The sequence below is a fragment of the Mycobacterium sp. OTB74 genome, from assembly GCF_029892685.1.
In the GTDB taxonomy this organism is placed as follows: domain Bacteria; phylum Actinomycetota; class Actinomycetes; order Mycobacteriales; family Mycobacteriaceae; genus Mycobacterium.
In genome coordinates this window covers 1-16,799 of record NZ_JARXVD010000034.1, presented here as the reverse complement: position 1 = coordinate 16,799, position 16,799 = coordinate 1, and the positions used below count along the sequence as shown (strand labels likewise).

Annotated in this window: 19 protein-coding genes; 18 read left to right on the top strand and 1 reads right to left on the bottom strand. The window is 65.1% G+C overall.

Translation table 11 applies throughout. The annotated features are described in order from the left end of the window. The first annotated feature begins 11 nt into the window (after positions 1 to 11). The 17 genes from M2432_RS27140 (at position 12) to M2432_RS27060 (ending at position 14,521) form a co-directional block, all read left to right on the top strand. The gene (locus M2432_RS27140) at positions 12 to 368 is read left to right on the top strand and encodes a YciI family protein (protein WP_280829951.1); all 357 of its coding nucleotides are present in this window, start codon (positions 12 to 14) and stop codon (positions 366 to 368) included. A gap of 14 nt (positions 369 to 382) precedes the next feature. Further along, on the top strand, positions 383 to 1,582 hold the full coding sequence (locus M2432_RS27135) for a sigma-70 family RNA polymerase sigma factor (RefSeq protein ID WP_348536340.1): 1,200 nt from the start codon (positions 383 to 385) through the stop codon (positions 1,580 to 1,582). Positions 1,583 to 1,711: 129 nt separating this feature from the next. Then, the gene (rpmE, locus tag M2432_RS27130) at positions 1,712 to 1,951 is read left to right on the top strand and encodes a 50S ribosomal protein L31 (protein ID WP_280829950.1); all 240 of its coding nucleotides are present in this window, start codon (positions 1,712 to 1,714) and stop codon (positions 1,949 to 1,951) included. A 95-nt stretch (positions 1,952 to 2,046) separates the two neighbouring features. After that, a complete protein-coding gene (prfA, locus tag M2432_RS27125) occupies positions 2,047 to 3,120 on the top strand; it encodes a peptide chain release factor 1 (protein WP_280829961.1) in 1,074 nt (357 codons plus the stop codon). Further along, on the top strand, positions 3,113 to 3,958 hold the full coding sequence (gene prmC / locus M2432_RS27120; RefSeq protein WP_280829949.1) for a peptide chain release factor N(5)-glutamine methyltransferase: 846 nt from the start codon (positions 3,113 to 3,115) through the stop codon (positions 3,956 to 3,958). Before prfA ends, prmC begins: the two co-directional genes overlap by 8 nt. Before the next feature lie 11 nt (positions 3,959 to 3,969). Next, complete coding sequence (locus M2432_RS27115) at positions 3,970 to 4,620, top strand: L-threonylcarbamoyladenylate synthase (protein WP_280829948.1); 651 nt, start codon at positions 3,970 to 3,972, stop codon at positions 4,618 to 4,620. After that, entirely contained in the window at positions 4,610 to 5,797 is a 1,188-nt protein-coding gene (locus tag M2432_RS27110) for an MraY family glycosyltransferase (protein ID WP_280829947.1), read from the top strand. The genes M2432_RS27115 and M2432_RS27110 overlap by 11 nt, the downstream gene beginning before the upstream one ends. A 258-nt stretch (positions 5,798 to 6,055) precedes the next feature. Further along, a complete protein-coding gene (locus M2432_RS27105; protein WP_280829946.1) occupies positions 6,056 to 6,517 on the top strand; it encodes an ATP synthase subunit I in 462 nt (153 codons plus the stop codon). Positions 6,518 to 6,525: 8 nt separating this feature from the next. After that, positions 6,526 to 7,275 carry a F0F1 ATP synthase subunit A gene (gene atpB, locus M2432_RS27100; RefSeq protein WP_280829945.1) on the top strand — a complete coding sequence of 250 codons (750 nt, stop codon included), beginning with the start codon at positions 6,526 to 6,528 and terminating at the stop codon, positions 7,273 to 7,275. 73 nt (positions 7,276 to 7,348) lie between these two features. Then, entirely contained in the window at positions 7,349 to 7,594 is a 246-nt protein-coding gene (locus tag M2432_RS27095; RefSeq protein WP_280829960.1) for a F0F1 ATP synthase subunit C, read from the top strand. 9 nt (positions 7,595 to 7,603) lie between these two features. Continuing rightward, the gene (locus M2432_RS27090) at positions 7,604 to 8,119 is read left to right on the top strand and encodes a F0F1 ATP synthase subunit B (protein ID WP_280829944.1); all 516 of its coding nucleotides are present in this window, start codon (positions 7,604 to 7,606) and stop codon (positions 8,117 to 8,119) included. 4 nt (positions 8,120 to 8,123) lie between these two features. Further along, complete coding sequence (locus tag M2432_RS27085; protein ID WP_280829943.1) at positions 8,124 to 9,464, top strand: F0F1 ATP synthase subunit B/delta; 1,341 nt, start codon at positions 8,124 to 8,126, stop codon at positions 9,462 to 9,464. Between the two features lie 84 nt (positions 9,465 to 9,548). Next, the gene (gene atpA, locus M2432_RS27080; RefSeq protein ID WP_280829942.1) at positions 9,549 to 11,198 is read left to right on the top strand and encodes a F0F1 ATP synthase subunit alpha; all 1,650 of its coding nucleotides are present in this window, start codon (positions 9,549 to 9,551) and stop codon (positions 11,196 to 11,198) included. 7 nt (positions 11,199 to 11,205) lie between these two features. Next, on the top strand, positions 11,206 to 12,129 hold the full coding sequence (locus M2432_RS27075; protein WP_280829941.1) for a F0F1 ATP synthase subunit gamma: 924 nt from the start codon (positions 11,206 to 11,208) through the stop codon (positions 12,127 to 12,129). A gap of 27 nt (positions 12,130 to 12,156) precedes the next feature. Next, the gene (gene atpD / locus M2432_RS27070) at positions 12,157 to 13,599 is read left to right on the top strand and encodes a F0F1 ATP synthase subunit beta (protein ID WP_280829940.1); all 1,443 of its coding nucleotides are present in this window, start codon (positions 12,157 to 12,159) and stop codon (positions 13,597 to 13,599) included. A gap of 98 nt (positions 13,600 to 13,697) precedes the next feature. Continuing rightward, complete coding sequence (locus M2432_RS27065; protein ID WP_280829939.1) at positions 13,698 to 14,066, top strand: F0F1 ATP synthase subunit epsilon; 369 nt, start codon at positions 13,698 to 13,700, stop codon at positions 14,064 to 14,066. Between the two features lie 8 nt (positions 14,067 to 14,074). Then, positions 14,075 to 14,521, top strand: a complete 447-nt coding sequence (locus M2432_RS27060) for a DUF2550 domain-containing protein (RefSeq protein ID WP_280829938.1) — start codon at positions 14,075 to 14,077, stop codon at positions 14,519 to 14,521. 72 nt (positions 14,522 to 14,593) lie between these two features. Here the strand turns inward: M2432_RS27060 and M2432_RS27055 are convergent, their stop codons facing one another. Then, on the bottom strand, positions 14,594 to 15,169 hold the full coding sequence (locus M2432_RS27055; protein ID WP_280829937.1) for a cob(I)yrinic acid a,c-diamide adenosyltransferase: 576 nt from the start codon (positions 15,167 to 15,169) through the stop codon (positions 14,594 to 14,596). Positions 15,170 to 15,241: 72 nt separating this feature from the next. Between M2432_RS27055 and murA the strand changes: the two genes are divergently transcribed. After that, entirely contained in the window at positions 15,242 to 16,495 is a 1,254-nt protein-coding gene (murA, locus tag M2432_RS27050; protein ID WP_280829936.1) for a UDP-N-acetylglucosamine 1-carboxyvinyltransferase, read from the top strand. Positions 16,496 to 16,799: the final 304 nt, after the last annotated feature.

The window sequence follows — 16,799 nt, the reverse complement described above, 5'->3', positions numbered from 1 at the left end:
AGGAGGCAACGATGAAGTACGCAACGCTGATCTACACCAGGCCGGGCAGCCACGACGACGAGCTCACGCCCGACGAGCAGGCCGCGTTGAGCGCGGAATACATGGCCCTGCGCTTCGAGTCGCAGTGCATAGGCGGCGGCCACCTGCAGCCGGTCGAGACGGCCACCACGGTTCGGGGGGAGGGCTTGATCACCGATGGCCCGTACGCCGATACCAAAGAGGTGTTCGCCGGCTACTTCGTGATCGAAGCCGACAACCTCGACCAAGCCTTGGAGTTCGCGCAGCGGATCCCCGCGGTGCGGCTGGGTGGGGCCGTCGAGGTGCGGCCGCTCGTTGATATGCCGGGGGAGACACCGGGGCGAGCGTAGCGACGGGAAAGGATCTGAGACTGATCGAGGCCGTTTTCCGGCGCGAGTGGGGCCGGGTACTGGCTGCACTCATCGGCATCCTCGGCGACTTCGACGTCGCCGAGGATGCCGCGCAGGAGGCGTTCGCAATCGCCGCACAGCGGTGGCCCCGCGACGGAGTGCCTCAGCAGCCGGTGGCGTGGCTGGTGCGCACCGGACGCAACCGGGCGATCGACCGGCTACGCCGAGAACAGAACCTGCGCAACAAGTCCCGACTGCTTCAAGTCGAGCAGCAGGAGACGACCGTGGATGAGATCGACCTCGACGACAGCACGATCGGCGATGAGCGCCTGGAACTGATCTTCATGTGCTGTCATCCGGCGCTGGCGCCGGAAGCCCAGGTTGCACTGACCTTGAGGGCCTTGGGCGGGCTCAGCACAGCCGAGATCGGCCGCGCATTCCTGGTTTCCGAGGACACCATGAAACGTCGGCTCTCTCGAGCCAAAGCCAAGATCAAGGCAACCAACATTCCCTTTGCGCTGCCTGCAGACCGGGTGTTGCCGGACCGGTTGTCGGCCGTGCTCGCGGTGATCTACCTGATCTTCAATCAGGGCTACACCGATCGCGATGATCTTGCCGCCGAAGCGATTCGGCTGGGGCGACTGCTCGCCGAGTTGATGGCCGATGAGCCCGAGGCGTACGGGCTGCTGGCCCTGATGCTGCTGCACGACTCGCGCCGTGCGGCGCGCGTGGTCGCCGGCCAGGTGGTTCCGCTCGCCGAACAGGATCGGGCGCTGCACGATCGGGCCAAGGTCGAGGCGGGGCGGGCCGCCCTCGACCGCGCGCTGACATTGCGGCCGTCGGCCGGGCCATATGTGCTGCAGGCGGCCATCGCCTCGCTGCAGGCCGAGCCGCAGATCGATTGGCACGAGGTGGCGGCGCTGTATGGACGCCTTGAAGAACTGACCGGATCGCCCGTCGTCGCGCTCAACCGGGCCGTGGCCATCGCCGAGACCGGCGAGCCGGAGCAGGCGCTTGAGCTGATCGACTCGCTCGACCTCGGCGACTATCGCTACCTGCCCTCCACTCGGGCCGAACTGCTGCGTCGGCTCGGCCGACTCGATGAGGCGCGGGAGGCCTTTGACCGTGCCCTTGAGCTGGCCACGACGGATCCGGAACGACGCTTCCTCGCGCGGCGGCTGTCCGACCTGCGATCAGGCGCCGGGCCGGAATAGCCGCCGGTATAGCCGCGTTTAGGTGGTCGGCGGCCCGACCTGGCATAATGGACCGCCGACCGCCTCGGTTCCGGTTCACGTCTGAAAAATCAGGCGACCCGGCGACCATTGATCACAGAGGACCATGAAATGAAATCGGGTATCCACCCCGCATACGTCGAGACCACAGTGGTCTGCGGTTGCGGTAACAGCTTCACCACTCGCAGCACCAAGGAGAGCGGCCACATCGTGGTCGAGGTGTGCTCGCAGTGCCACCCGTTCTACACGGGCAAGCAGAAGATTCTCGACAGCGGTGGCCGCGTGGCGCGCTTCGAGCAGCGTTACGGCAAGCGCCAGAAGTCCGGCGCGAAGGCTGACGCCGAGAGCTAGCTTCGTCAACGGCGCCCGATCTGTCGCATTTGCGTCAGGTCCGGGCGCCGTTTTCGTATTTGTGGGACCGAACGCAGGAGGCAGCAGTGGCAGAGATCGAAACAGCGCCCCGGATCGAGGCACTGCTCGCTGAGCATGCCGACCTGGAGCGGCAGTTGGCCGACCCCGCTCTGCACGCTGATGCCACCGCGGCCCGTCGGGTCGGGCGCCGATTCGCGCAGGTGTCGCCGATCGTCGTGACCTACCGCAAGCTGGAGGCCGCCCAAGGCGACCTGGAGGCGGCCCGGGAACTTGCGGCTGAGGATGTCGCGTTCGCCGCCGAGGTGCCGGACCTGGAAGCCAACGTCGCGGAACTGGATGCCAAACTGACCGATCTGCTTGCCCCGCGTGATCCGCATGACGCCGACGACGTCGTGCTCGAAGTGAAATCCGGTGAGGGCGGCGAGGAGTCCGCACTGTTCGCGTCCGACCTCGCACGCATGTACATCCGCTACGCCGAGCGGCACGGCTGGACGGTTACGGTCCTCGACGAGACTTGGTCGGACCTTGGCGGCTACAAGGACGCCACCATCACCATCGCCAGCAAGGGCGATTCCGCCGACGGCGTGTGGTCGCGGATGAAGTTCGAGGGCGGCGTGCACCGCGTGCAGCGGGTTCCCGTCACCGAATCCCAAGGGCGCGTTCATACTTCGGCTGCCGGCGTGCTCGTTTATCCCGAACCGGAAGACGTTGAGCAGGTGCAGATCGATGAGTCCGATCTGCGCATCGACGTCTACCGATCCTCGGGCAAGGGCGGCCAGGGCGTGAACACCACCGACTCGGCGGTGCGTATCACCCACCTGCCCACCGGCATTGTCGTCACCTGCCAGAACGAGCGCTCGCAGCTGCAGAACAAAGCGCGCGCCATGGTGGTGCTCGCCGCCCGGCTGCAAGCCCTCGCCGAGGAGCAGGCCTCGGCGGACGCGTCCGCGGACCGGGCCAGCCAGATCCGCACGGTGGACCGCAGTGAGCGAATCCGGACCTACAACTTCCCCGAGAACCGGATCGCCGACCACCGCATCAACTTCAAGGCACACAACCTGGACCAGGTGCTCGATGGCGACATGGACGCACTGCTCGACGCACTGGCCGCCGCCGACAAGCAGGCCCGTCTCGCCGAGGGTGAATAGCATTCGGCAGGCGCTTGACGAGGCTGCCGCGACACTGGCTGCGGCAGGCATCGATTCGGCCCGGGTCGACGCCGAATATCTCGCCGCACACGCGGCTGGCGTCGACCGGGCCCGGCTGTTGTTCCTCGACCCCGATTCGGAGTTCTTCCCCCGCTACCGCGACCTGGTGGCCCGGCGCGCCCAGCGAATTCCGTTGCAGCACTTGATCGGAACGGCAGCCTTTGGTCCGGTGACCCTGGAAGTCGGCCCCGGCGTGTTCATTCCCCGGCCGGAGACCGAGGCGTTGCTCGAATGGGCCATGAAACTTCCGCTGCCGCCGAATCCGGTGATCGTCGACCTGTGTACGGGTTCAGGCGCTTTGGCGGTCGCCCTGGCCCACGTGCTTCCGGGGGCGACTGTCGTCGCGGTGGAAAAGTCCGAGCAAGCCCTGGTTTACGCCCGACGTAACTGCGCTGGCACGACCATCGAGGTACTCCACGCCGACGTCACCGCACCGACCTTGCTCGCCGACCGCGAAGGCGCTGTCGACCTGGTGGTATCCAATCCGCCGTACATACCCGAGGGCGCGCAGTTGGATCCCGAGGTGGCTGACCACGATCCGGCGCAAGCGCTGTTCGGCGGGCCGGACGGCATGTCGCTGATCGTGCCGATCATCGGATTGGCCGCCCGGCTACTGCGGCCCGGCGGGTACCTCGGAATCGAACACGACGACACCACATCGGATCGGGTGGTGGCGGCCATGTCTCGCGACGGTACGTTCGAAGGGATCACCGCGCGGCACGATCTGACCGGGCGGCCACGTTTCGTCACCGGAACCAAACGCGCGCCGCAACAGTAGGGGAGTCACACATGGAGATGTTCGACTGCGGCGACGCCGTGACGCGGTCCACCGGCATAGCTTCGGCGATCAGCGCGCTCAAAGGCGGGCGCCTCGTCGTGCTGCCGACCGACACCGTCTACGGCCTCGGCGCCGACGCCTTCAACAGTGAGGCGGTGGCTGCGCTGCTGGCGGCCAAGGGGCGAGGGCGCAATATGCCGGTCCCGGTTCTGGTCGGGTCCTGGCGCACCATCGAAGGCCTGGTCTACACGGTGCCCACGGGTGCACGCGACCTGATCGAGGCGTTCTGGCCGGGCGCATTGAGCCTGGTCGTTCGGCAAGCGCCGTCGTTGTCCTGGGACCTGGGCGATGCCAACGGCACCGTAATGCTGCGCATGCCGCTGCATCCGGTGGCCATCGAATTGCTGCGTGAGGTCGGACCCATGGCGGTCTCCAGCGCGAACATGTCGGGTCAGCCGCCCGCGGTGACCGCCGATGAAGCGCGGGCCCAGCTCGGCGACTTGGTCGAGGTCTATCTGGATGCCGGGCCGGCGGCGAAGCAGGCTGCGTCCACCATCGTCGACCTCACTGGGGCAACCCCACGCATCCTTCGGCAGGGCCCCATAACCGCCGACCAGATCTCCGAGGTGCTCGGAGTTGAGGCGGAATCCCTTGCCGGTTAGCGAATCCGTACTCGCACTGGCTGATCGCGGCACCGGCGTCCCGCTTCGGGAACTGGTGCTGGTCGGCCTGACGGCGGCGATCATCACCTATTTCGCCACCGGTTGGGTACGGGCGTTGGCCTTCCGCTTCGGTGCGGTTGCCTACCCGCGTGAGCGGGATGTGCACCTCGAGCCGATTCCGCGGATGGGTGGGCTGGCCATGTATATCGGGATCGCCTCGGCGGTCCTGCTCGCATCGCAGCTGCCCGCGCTGACCCGCGGTTTCGTCTATTCGTCCGGCATGCCCGCGGTGGTGGTGGCCGGTGGCCTGATCATGGTGATCGGGCTGATCGACGACCGGTGGGGGCTGGACGCGTTAACCAAGTTCGCCGGCCAGATCACCGCGGCCAGCGTGCTGGTCACCATGGGCGTCGCGTGGAGCGTGCTCTACATCCCGATCGGCGGCGTCGGCACCATCGTGCTGGACCAGGCCTCCTCGATTCTGCTGACTTTGGCGCTGACGGTCTCGATCGTCAACGCGATGAACTTCGTCGACGGGTTGGACGGCCTGGCCGCCGGGCTCGGCCTGATCACGGCGTTGGCCATCTGCATCTTCTCGGTCGGCCTGCTTCACGACCACGGCGGTGACGTGCTGTTCTACCCGCCGGCGGTGATCTCCGTTGTGCTCGCGGGGGCATGCTTGGGCTTTCTGCCACACAACTTCCATCCCGCCCGGATTTTCATGGGCGACTCGGGGTCCATGCTGATCGGGCTGATGCTGGCCGCCGCGTCCACGACCGCGGCCGGCCCCATCTCCCAGAATGCCTACGGGGCGCGCGACGTGTTCGCGCTGCTCTCGCCGTTCCTGTTGGTCGTGGCGGTGATGTTCGTGCCGGCGCTGGATATGTTGCTGGCCATCGTGCGGCGCACGCGGGCCGGACTGAGTCCGTTCAGCCCGGACAAGATGCACCTGCACCATCGCCTACTGCAGATCGGCCACTCGCACCGCCGGGTGGTCTTGCTGATCTATCTATGGGTGGGCATCGTCGCGCTGGGCGCCGCCAGCACCATTTTCTTCGATCCGCGATACACGGGAGCGGTCATGCTGGCCGCGATCGTGGTGGCCGTGGTGATCACCTTGATCCCACTTCTGCGGCAGCGCGATGACCTGCCCGAAGGCGAGTACGACAAAAAGTAGTAGGCCGCGTTTTTGGCCGTCCACCATGTGGTACGGTGCTGGCAGAACCCGAAAAACCTCGCGGGTTGCCGGCCCCCGGCCCATCGGTTGCGAAACCGGTTGGCGCCGAAACACGACCGACAAAGGGAGCTGCCCCTTGGGTAATTCCAGCGCGCCCAGCGCTGTCGAAACGCACTTCGATACGCTCTTTGGGCACGCGACACAGAATTGCCACATGGTTGGGACGGCACTCGTGACCGCGGGATTGAGGTGAACACAATGACGACGCCAGCGCAGGATGCGCCATTGGTGTTTCCGGCAGTGGCTTTCCGGCCGGTGCGTCTGTTTGCCATTGCTGTTGTTCTCACCGGAATCGCTTGCGGCCTCGGCTATCTGGCCGGTGGCCACGTGATGTTCGGTGTGTTCTTCGGCGTGGGCATGGCGCTCGGTCTGACCAATGCCCTGCTGGTCCGCCGCGCAGTTACCAAGGTGACCGCACAGGACCACCCCTTGAAGATGAAGATGGCCGCCAATTCTGCGATGCGGTTGGCCATGATCACGGTCATCGCATTAGTGATCGCCTACCAGTTCCGGCCATCTGGCCTCGGTGTCCTGTTCGGGCTGGCATTGTTCCAGGCAGTTCTCGTTTTGAGCACGTCACTGCCCGTATTGAAGAAGCTTCGCGCCGGTAGCGATTCCGGTGATGCCGACGCCCACGACGGATCAGTAGCAAAGGACTGACAACCCAAGTGAAAACACAACTTGCCGCCGCCGCCATCGAGGTCGGTCACCACGAAGAAAAGCAGTGGTTGGGCATGACGTTCAACGTTGACACCATTACGGCGACGGCAGTTGCCGGCGTCATCGTCATCGCTCTGGCGTTCTACCTGAAGTCCAAGGTCACTTCCACTGGTGTGCCGGGTGGCGTGCAGTTGTTCTTCGAGGCCATCACCATCCAGATGCGTCAGCAGATCGAGGCTGCCATCGGGATGAAGGTCGCGCCGTTCGTGCTTCCGCTGGCCGTCACTATCTTCGTCTTCATCCTGATCTCGAATTGGCTCTCGGTGCTGCCGGTCCAGTACGGCGGACCCGACGGCGCCGCGCACGAACTGCTGGCCCCGCCGGCCTCGGACATCAACTACGTGCTGGCGCTGGCACTGTTCGTGTTCCTCTGCTACCACGCCGCGGGTATCTGGCGCCGGGGTCTGTTCGGCCACTTCAAGAAGCTGCTGAAGGGCCACGTCGCAGTGCTGGCACCTATCAACATCGTTGAAGAGATCGCCAAGCCGGTCTCGCTGTCTCTCCGACTTTTCGGCAACATGTTCGCCGGCGGCATCCTGGTCGCGCTGATCGCGATGTTCCCCTGGTACGTGCAGTGGGCGCCGAACGCCATCTGGAAGACGTTCGATCTTTTCGTCGGCCTGATCCAGGCGTTCATCTTCGCGCTGCTGACCATCTTGTATTTCAGCCAGTCCATGGAACTGGACGAGCACCACTAGACCCAAAGAACCAGATCCACAACAAGACCCTGGCGGTACCGCCGCCAGTTACCAAGGAGGAAAAACAATGGCATTGGACCCCACAGTCGCCGCTGGCGCGCTCATCGGTGGTGGCCTGATCATGGCCGGTGGCGCCATCGGTGCCGGTATCGGTGACGGTATCGCCGGTAACGCCCTGATCTCCGGTATCGCCCGTCAGCCCGAGGCCCAGGGACGACTGTTCACCCCGTTCTTCATCACCGTGGGTCTGGTCGAGGCCGCGTACTTCATCAACCTGGCGTTCATGGCACTGTTCGTATTCGCCACTCCGGTCGGTTAACCCAGAGCAATGGGTGAACTGAGCGCAACCATCCTGGCTTCGAGCCAGGCAGCAGCGGAAGGCGAAGGGGGCGGAAGCAACTTCCTGGTCCCCAATGCCACCTTCTTCGTCGTGCTGATCATCTTCCTGATCGTGCTCGGCGTGATCGGTAAGTGGGTTGTGCCACCGATCAGCAAGGTGCTGGCCGAACGCGAGGCGATGCTGGCCAAGACCGCTGCTGACAACCGGAAGTCGACTGAGCAGGTGGCCGCCGCGCAGGCGGACTACGACGCGGCGATGGCGGGTGCCCGCACGGAGGCTTCGGCCATCCGTGACCAGGCCCGCAACGAGGGCCGGAAGGTCATCGATCAGGCGCGTGCCGACGCAAGCGGTGAGGTGGCCGAGACCCTCAAGGGTGCCGACCAGGAACTGTCCGGACAGCGGCAGTCTGCGCAGGCGGAGCTGCAGTCGTCGGTCGACAACCTGTCCAAGACACTGGCGAGCCGCATCCTCGGTGTGGACGTGAAATCAGGCGGGAGCCAGTAAAGAGATGTTGACATTCATCGGGCAGCTGATCGGCTTTGCCGTCATCGTGGCCATCATCTGGAAGTACGTGGTGCCTCCGGTGAAGGGCATCATGGCCAAGCATCAGGACGCCGTACGCGTTGCGCTGGCCGAAAGTGCCGAAGCCGCACAGAAACTCGCTGATGCCGACAAGATGCACGCCAAGGCTCTTGCCGATGCCAAGGCCGAGTCGGGCAAGGTGACCGACGAGGCCCGGTATGACTCCGAGCGCATCACGGCACAGCTGGCCGAGCAGGCCGGTGTGGACGCCGAGCGGATCAAGGCGCAGGGCGGTCAGCAGGTCCACCTGATGCGGCAGGGTGTTATCCGCGAGCTGCGGCAGGGTCTGGGCGAGCATTCGGTGGCCAAGGCCGACGAGTTGGTCCGTGAGCACGTCGCTGATCCGGCCGCTCAGTCGGACACCGTTGACCGGTTCCTGGCCGAGCTGGAGCAGATGGCACCGTCCGAGGCCGAGGTCGGCACCCATGCCGAGGTGAAGCTGCGGGCCGCCAGCCGTGAATCGCTGGCCGCTCTGGTCGGCAAGTTCGACGAGACGGCCAAGAGCCTGGATGCCGCCGCGCTCTCCACAGTCTCCGACGAACTGGCTGCGGTGGCCCGGTTGCTGCACGGCGAGGTCAACCTCGAACGGCACCTGGCCCAGCCGGCTGACGACGCGGCCCCCAAGGTCGCGCTGCTGAACACGGTGCTCTCCGGCAAGGTCGGAGACACCACGCTGGACCTGCTGCGGGCCGCGGTGTCCGCTCGCTGGTCTGAGCAAGCCAACCTGGTCGATGCCATCGAGCACATCGCTCGCCTGGCGCTGATCAAGCGTGCCGAGCTCACCGGTGAGGTCGCCGAGGTCGAGGACCAGTTGTTCAAGTTCGGTCGGGTGCTCGACGCTCAGCCGCGCCTGGCCATCCTGCTGGGTGACTACACCGCGCCTGCCGCGAGCCGGATTGCCTTGTTGGACAACGTCCTTACCAGTGGTGGGGCGACGGTCAACGGCACCGTCAAGGCGCTGTTGGAACAGACCGTCGGCCTGCTCCGCGGTGAGCGCGCCGATGAGGCCGTGCTGGACCTGGCCGAGCTGGCTGTCGCCCGGCGCGGCGAGGTGGTGGCCCACGTGGTCGCCGCTGCCGCCCTGACCGATGCCCAGCGCACTCGCCTGACGACCGTGCTGACCCGCATCTACGGCCACCCGGTGTCCATCCAGCTGCATGTCGACCCGAGCGTCCTCGGTGGTCTGTCCATCACCGTCGGCGACGAGGTGATCGATGGCTCCATCTCGTCCCGACTGGCTGCGGCCTCCGACCGGCTGCCGGACTGACGAGCGCTTGCGCGAGGAAATGACAGGCCCCGGCCCCGACCCCACGAACCACCCCCAAAGAACTAGGTAGGAAGACCAAAAACCATGGCAGAGTTGACAATCTCGGCTGCTGATATCGAAGGTGCCATCGAGAACTACGTATCGACGTTCTCGGCCTCCAGCGATCGCGAGGAGATCGGCACCGTCGTCGACGCCGGTGACGGCATCGCACACGTCGAGGGTCTGCCCTCGGTTATGACGCAGGAGCTCCTCGAGTTTCCCGGTGGCGTCCTCGGCGTCGCCCTGAACCTCGACGAGCACAGCGTCGGCGCGGTCATCCTGGGTGAGTTCGAGAAGATCGAAGAGGGCCAGCAGGTCAAGCGCACCGGCGAGGTGCTCTCGGTGCCGGTCGGCGACGAGTTCCTGGGCCGCGTCATCAACCCGCTGGGTGAGCCCATCGACGGCCAAGGCGACATCAAGGCCGAGACCCGCCGCGCCCTTGAACTGCAGGCCCCCTCGGTGGTGCAGCGTCAGGGCGTCAGCGAGCCGCTGCAGACCGGCATCAAGGCCATCGACGCCATGACCCCGATCGGCCGCGGCCAGCGCCAGCTCATCATCGGTGATCGCAAGACCGGCAAGACGGCCGTCTGCGTCGACACCATCCTGAACCAGCGTGAGGCCTGGGAGACCGGCGACCCCAAGCAGCAGGTGCGCTGCGTGTATGTCGCGATCGGCCAGAAGGGCACCACCATCGCCAGCGTCAAGCGGGCGCTGGAAGACGGTGGCGCCATGGAGTACACCACCATCGTCGCGGCCCCGGCCTCTGATCCGGCTGGCTTCAAGTGGCTGGCGCCCTACACCGGTTCGGCCATCGGCCAGCACTGGATGTACGACGGCAAACACGTCCTCATCGTCTTCGACGACCTTTCCAAGCAGGCGGACGCCTACCGCGCCATCTCGCTGCTGCTGCGCCGCCCGCCGGGCCGCGAGGCCTTCCCCGGCGACGTGTTCTACCTGCACTCCCGCCTGCTGGAGCGTTGCGCGAAGCTGTCCGACGAACTCGGTGGCGGTTCGATGACGGGCCTGCCGGTCATCGAGACCAAGGCCAACGACATCTCGGCGTTCATCCCGACCAACGTCATCTCGATCACCGACGGTCAGTGCTTCCTGGAGTCCGACCTGTTCAACCAGGGTGTGCGCCCAGCCGTGAACGTCGGTGTGTCGGTGTCCCGCGTCGGTGGTGCGGCTCAGATCAAGGCCATGAAAGAGGTTGCGGGCTCGCTGCGTCTGGACCTGTCGCAGTACCGCGAGCTGGAGGCCTTCGCGGCCTTCGCATCGGACCTGGATGCGGCGTCGAAGGCTCAGCTGGACCGCGGTGTGCGCCTGGTCGAACTGCTCAAGCAGGCGCAGTACAGCCCGCTGGCCGTCGAGGACCAGGTCGTCGAGATCTTCCTCGGCACTCAGGGCCACCTGGATTCGGTTCCGGCCGAGGACGTTTCGCGTTTCTCCGCTGAGCTGCTCGAGCACGTGAAGGCCAGCCATGCCGACATCCTGAACGGCATCAAGGAGACCAAGAAGCTCTCCGAGGAGAACGAGGCGGAACTGGTCTCGGTCATCAACGAGTTCAAGAAGGGCTTCGCGGCCACCGACGGTAGCTCGGTCGTCGTCGCCGAGCCTGAGGCTGACGCGCTGGATCCCGCCGAGCTCGGCCAGACGTCGGTGAAGGTCAACAAGCCGGCTCCGAAGAAGGCCTAGGTAACCAATGGCAGCCACACTGCGCGAGCTACGCGGACGTATCCGCTCGGCCTCGTCGATCAAGAAGATCACGAAGGCCCAGGAGCTGATCGCCACGTCGCGGATCGCCAAGGCGCAGGCCCGGGTTGATGCGGCCCGGCCCTACGCCAACGAGATCACCACCATGCTGACCGAGCTTGCCGGCGGTGCCGCTCTGGATCACCCGCTGCTGGTTGAGCGGGAGAACCCGAATCGGGTCGGCGTGCTGGTGGTGTCCTCGGACCGCGGCCTGTGCGGCGGCTACAACGCCAACGTGCTGCGTCGGGCCGAGGAGCTGTTCTCGCTACTGCGCGAGCAGGGCAAGACCCCGGTGCTGTATGTAGTCGGCCGAAAGGCCCTGGGCTACTACAACTTCCGGCAGCGCACCGTTACCGAGTCGTGGACCGGTTTTTCCGAGCGCCCCACGTACGAGCATGCCAAGGAGATCTCCGACACCCTGGTGGCGGCGTTCATGGCCGGCGGCAACGACGACCAGGACGACGCCGGCGCTGACGACGCGCATGGGGTCGACGAGCTGCACATCGTCTCGACCGAGTTCAAGTCGATGCTGGCGCAGACCGCCAAGGCTGTGCGGATCGCGCCCATGGTCGTGGAGTACATGGGGGAGCCGGAGACCGGACCCCGGACCCTGTACTCGTTCGAGCCGAGCGCTGACACGCTGTTTCAGGCGTTGCTTCCGCGCTACATCGCGACCCGCGTCTATGAGGCGTTGCTGGAAGCTGCGGCCTCGGAGTCGGCCTCGCGCCGGCGCGCCATGAAGTCGGCGACGGACAACGCCGACGACCTGATCAAGGCCCTCACGCTCGCCGCGAACCGCGAGCGCCAGGCGCAGATCACCCAGGAAATCAGCGAGATCGTCGGTGGCGCCAACGCGCTGGCCGACGCGAAATAGGCCCCGTAGGAAGCGAAGAAAGAAATTATGACTGCTGTCGCTGAAACCAAGACCGACACGAAGACCGCGGGTCGAGTCGTCCGTATCACCGGCCCGGTGGTGGACGTCGAGTTCCCGCGTGGCTCGGTGCCCGAACTGTTCAACGCGCTGCACGCCGACATCACTTTCGAGGCGCTGGCCAAGACTCTGACCCTCGAGGTCGCCCAGCACCTCGGTGACAACCTGGTGCGCTGCATCTCCATGCAGCCGACCGACGGCCTGGTGCGTGGCACCGACGTTCGCGACACCGGTGCGTCGATCTCGGTGCCTGTCGGTGACGGCGTCAAGGGCCACGTGTTCAACGCCCTGGGTGACTGCCTGGACGAGCCCGGCTACGGCAAGGACTTCCAGCACTGGTCCATCCACCGCAAGCCGCCGGCCTTCGCCGACCTGGAGCCCCGCACCGAGATGCTGGAGACCGGTCTGAAGGTCGTTGACCTGCTGACCCCGTACGTGCGTGGCGGCAAGATCGCCCTGTTCGGTGGTGCCGGCGTGGGCAAGACGGTTCTGATCCAGGAGATGATCAACCGTATCGCCCGCAACTTCGGTGGTACCTCGGTGTTCGCCGGCGTCGGTGAGCGCACCCGTGAGGGCAACGACCTGTGGGTCGAGCTCGCGGACGCGAACGTGCTCAAGGACACCGCGTTGGTGTTCGGCCAGATGGATGAGCCGCCGGGCACCCGTATGCGCGTCGCCCTGTCGGCCCTGACCATGGCCGAGTTCTTCCGCGACGAGCAGGGCCAGGACGTGCTGTTGTTCATCGACAACATCTTCCGGTTCACCCAGGCCGGTTCCGAGGTCTCGACCCTGCTGGGTCGTATGCCTTCGGCCGTGGGTTACCAGCCGACGCTGGCCGACGAAATGGGTGAGCTGCAGGAGCGCATCACCTCGACCCGTGGTCGTTCGATCACCTCGATGCAGGCCGTGTACGTGCCCGCTGACGACTACACCGACCCGGCCCCGGCCACCACGTTCGCCCACCTGGACGCCACCACGGAGCTTTCTCGTGCGGTGTTCTCCAAGGGCATCTTCCCGGCCGTGGACCCGCTGGCTTCGTCCTCGACCATCCTGCACCCCAGCGTCGTCGGCGACGAGCACTACCGGGTTGCTCAGGAAGTCATCCGAATCCTGCAGCGCTACAAGGACCTTCAGGACATCATCGCCATCCTCGGTATCGACGAACTGTCGGAAGAGGACAAGGTGCTGGTGTACCGCGCCCGTAAGATCGAGCGCTTCCTGAGCCAGAACATGATGGCGGCCGAGCAGTTCACCGGCCAGCCGGGTTCGACGGTGCCGCTGAAGGAGACCATCGAGGCGTTCGACCGTCTCGCCAAGGGCGACTTCGACCACCTGCCCGAGCAGGCGTTCTTCCTCATCGGTGGTCTCGACGACCTGGCGAAGAAGGCCGAAAGCCTCGGCGCCAAGCTGTGATGAGCGCTTGCGCGAAGAACCGGGGATTCTGATGAGCGCTTGCGCGAAGAACCGACTGGCGCAGTTCGTCGTCAGTACTAGTCGAAAGGTGGTGTGACATGGCGGTTGATATGGACGTCGAGATCGTCGCCGTCGATCGGGCGCTGTGGACGGGTAAGGCCACGTTCGTCTTCACTCGCACCACCGCCGGCGAGATCGGCATCATGCCCCGCCACATCCCGTTGGTCGGCCAGTTGGTCGAGGACGCGGTGGTGCGGGTCGAGCGCGAGGGCGAGGACGATCTGCGGATCGCTGTGTCCGGCGGGTTCTTGTCGGTGACCGAGGACACCGTGCGAATCCTCGTGGAGGATGCGCAATTGGAGCCGGAGATTGACGCGCACGAGGCTAAGGCCGATGCCGCTTCCGACGACGAAGCCACCGCTGCATGGGGCCGGGCGCGTCTGCGCGCCCTGGGCCAACTGGATTAATCCCGCCGATGAGCGCGTCCACGCTGTCTATGGTCGCGCTCATCGGTGTGCTCATGCTGGCTGTTGCCGCATTGAGCTATCGGCTGTGGAAACTGCGCCAGGTCGGCGGCACTGCTGCCATCCTGCGTGACGTTCCGGCCACCGGCGGCCAGGGTTGGCGGCATGGCGTTATGCGTTACCGCGGTGGTGAAGCCGGTTTCTATCGTTTGTCGAGCATGCGCTGGTGGCCGGACCGGACATTGTCCCGTCGTGGCCTGGAAGTTGTCGGCCGAAGGGCCCCGCGCGGCGACGAATTCGACATCATGACCGATGCAACGGTCATTCTTGAGCTCCGTGACAGCAGCGCCGAGCGACGCAGTGGTTACGAAATCGCTTTGGACCGTGGGGCTTTGACGGCGTTCACCTCGTGGCTCGAGTCACGCCCGTCACCGCGCGCCCGCCGACGTTCTGTCTAGCCCAAGCCACAAACGGGCCGAAAAGTACGAGTAGGTCCGGCTATTTCGTCGATCTCGACATAGGGCCGCAGGCTATTTCGTGCCGCCACCCGGCTGCCACAGCACGTCGCCGTCTGGGTTGGCTACCCGGGACAAGATGAACAACAGGTCCGAAAGCCGGTTCAGGTACTTGGCCGACAAGGGATTCACCGAGTCCCCGTGCTCGGCGACCGCTTGCCACGCCGACCGTTCGGCTCGCCGAACCACCGTGCGGGCCACGTGCAGATATGCCGACAGTGGGGTGCCGCCCGGCAGAATGAATGACGTCAATTTCGGTAGCGGAGAATTGAATTCGTCGCACCAGCCTTCGAGCCGATCGATGTACGGCTGGGTGATGCGCAGTGGCGGGTACTCCGGCTCGGCGACGACCGGAGTCGACAGATCTGCGCCGGCGTCGAACAGATCGTTCTGAATCTGCAGCAGTACCAATCGAATTCGGTCGTCCGGCGCTCCGGCCGCAACGGCGACTCCGATTGCGGCGTTGGCTTCGTCACAGTCGGCATAGGCCGCGAGGCGAGAATCGTTCTTGGACACCCGACTGAAATCGCTGAGCCCGGTTGAGCCGTCATCGCCGGTCCGGGTGTAGATGCGGGTGAGGTGCACAGCCATGGTCAAACCGTACTCGTGCACAAGTCTTTCGTGGCCTGACATCGATAGTCGGCGCTGTTTACACTTAGCCGCGTGAGCGAGCGTTTCGTGGTGACCGGCGGTAATCGCTTGTCCGGCGAAGTTGCTGTTGGGGGTGCCAAGAACAGTGTGCTGAAGCTAATGGCGGCAGCGCTGTTGGCTGAGGGCACCACCACCATCAGCAACTGCCCGGACATCCTCGACGTGCCATTAATGGCCGAGGTCCTGCGCGGTTTGGGCGCGACGGTCGAACTCGTCGGTGATACCGCACGAATCACCTCGCCGGATGAACCCAAGTACGACGCGGACTTTGCCGCGGTGCGCCAGTTCCGAGCGTCGGTGTGCGTGTTGGGCCCACTGGTCGGACGAGGGAAGAAGGCGAAGGTCGCCCTGCCAGGTGGTGACGCGATCGGATCCCGCCCCCTGGACATGCACCAATCTGGACTCCGTCAGCTCGGTGCCCGGTGCAACATCGAGCACGGCTGCGTGGTCGCTGAGGCCGACCACCTTCGGGGTGCGGAGATTCAGCTCGAGTTCCCGTCGGTTGGAGCAACCGAGAACATCCTGATGGCCGCGGTGCTGGCCGAAGGGGTGACAACCATCCACAACGCCGCGCGTGAACCCGATGTCGTTGACCTGTGCGACATGCTCAACCAGATGGGCGCGCAGGTCGCCGGAGGTGGGACTTCGACGATGACCATCACGGGTGTCGATCGGCTGTATCCGACGGAGCACCGGGTGATCGGTGACCGGATCGTGGGTGCGACCTGGGGAATTGCCGCAGCGATGACCCGCGGAGACGTGTCTGTGACCGGGGTGGATCCACAGCACCTGCAGTTGGTTTTGCACAAACTGCATGACGCAGGCGCCACCGTCACCCAACACGACAACGGTTTCCGGGTGGTGCAGTACGAACGGCCGAAGGCCGTCAATGTGGCGACCCTGCCGTATCCCGGCTTTCCGACGGACCTGCAGCCGATGGCGATCGGTCTCGCCTGTATTGCCGATGGCACCTCGATGATCACCGAGAACGTGTTCGAGGCGAGGTTCAGGTTCGTCGAGGAGATGATCCGCCTCGGTGCCGACGCCAGGACGGACGGCCACCACGCGGTGGTGCGTGGCATCCCGCAGCTGTCGAGCGCACCGGTGTGGGCGTCGGATATTCGGGCCGGCGCCGGCTTGGTGCTTGCCGGCTTGGTCGCCGACGGCGACACCGAAGTTCACGACGTTTTCCACATCGACCGCGGATATCCGTTGTTCGTCGAAAACCTCGTCAGTCTGGGTGCGGAGATCGAACGAGTCAGTTGATGGCGGTGTTCGTGTCGCGAGGGGCCTTCGGGGTGCATCGCAGATAGACGCGAATCAGCCTGAAAACCGGCCAAATGCAGCGGTTTTGGGAAATCAAGATCAGTCCGCTAATCTTATCAACGTCAAGAACGAGCGGGGCCAAAAAAGCCCAGAGCGAGACCTTGACAGCCCGACCAAGATGTAGTAGGTTGGTGGGGTTGCCTTAAAACGGCGTGTTGTTTGAGAACTCAATAGTGTGTTTGGTGGTTTTTGTTTGTTGTTTTTTGGCTGCACCTCGTGTTTTCCCGTTTGTGGGGTGTGGTTG

Excerpts from the sequence above, each read along its gene's own strand:
- atpD (WP_280829940.1), top strand. The coding sequence starts at position 12,157 with ATGACTGCTGTCGCTGAAACCAAGACCGACACGAAGACCGCGGGTCGA.
- M2432_RS27075 (WP_280829941.1), top strand. The coding sequence starts at position 11,206 with ATGGCAGCCACACTGCGCGAGCTACGCGGACGTATCCGCTCGGCCTCG.
- M2432_RS27085 (WP_280829943.1), top strand. The coding sequence starts at position 8,124 with ATGTTGACATTCATCGGGCAGCTGATCGGCTTTGCCGTCATCGTGGCC.
- M2432_RS27060 (WP_280829938.1), top strand. The coding sequence starts at position 14,075 with ATGAGCGCGTCCACGCTGTCTATGGTCGCGCTCATCGGTGTGCTCATG.
- rpmE (WP_280829950.1), top strand. The coding sequence starts at position 1,712 with ATGAAATCGGGTATCCACCCCGCATACGTCGAGACCACAGTGGTCTGC.
- M2432_RS27090 (WP_280829944.1), top strand. The coding sequence starts at position 7,604 with ATGGGTGAACTGAGCGCAACCATCCTGGCTTCGAGCCAGGCAGCAGCG.
- M2432_RS27105 (WP_280829946.1), top strand. The coding sequence starts at position 6,056 with ATGACGACGCCAGCGCAGGATGCGCCATTGGTGTTTCCGGCAGTGGCT.
- M2432_RS27055 (WP_280829937.1), bottom strand. The coding sequence starts at position 15,169 with ATGGCTGTGCACCTCACCCGCATCTACACCCGGACCGGCGATGACGGC.
- M2432_RS27065 (WP_280829939.1), top strand. The coding sequence starts at position 13,698 with ATGGCGGTTGATATGGACGTCGAGATCGTCGCCGTCGATCGGGCGCTG.
- M2432_RS27140 (WP_280829951.1), top strand. The coding sequence starts at position 12 with ATGAAGTACGCAACGCTGATCTACACCAGGCCGGGCAGCCACGACGAC.
- atpA (WP_280829942.1), top strand. The coding sequence starts at position 9,549 with ATGGCAGAGTTGACAATCTCGGCTGCTGATATCGAAGGTGCCATCGAG.
- M2432_RS27115 (WP_280829948.1), top strand. The coding sequence starts at position 3,970 with ATGGAGATGTTCGACTGCGGCGACGCCGTGACGCGGTCCACCGGCATA.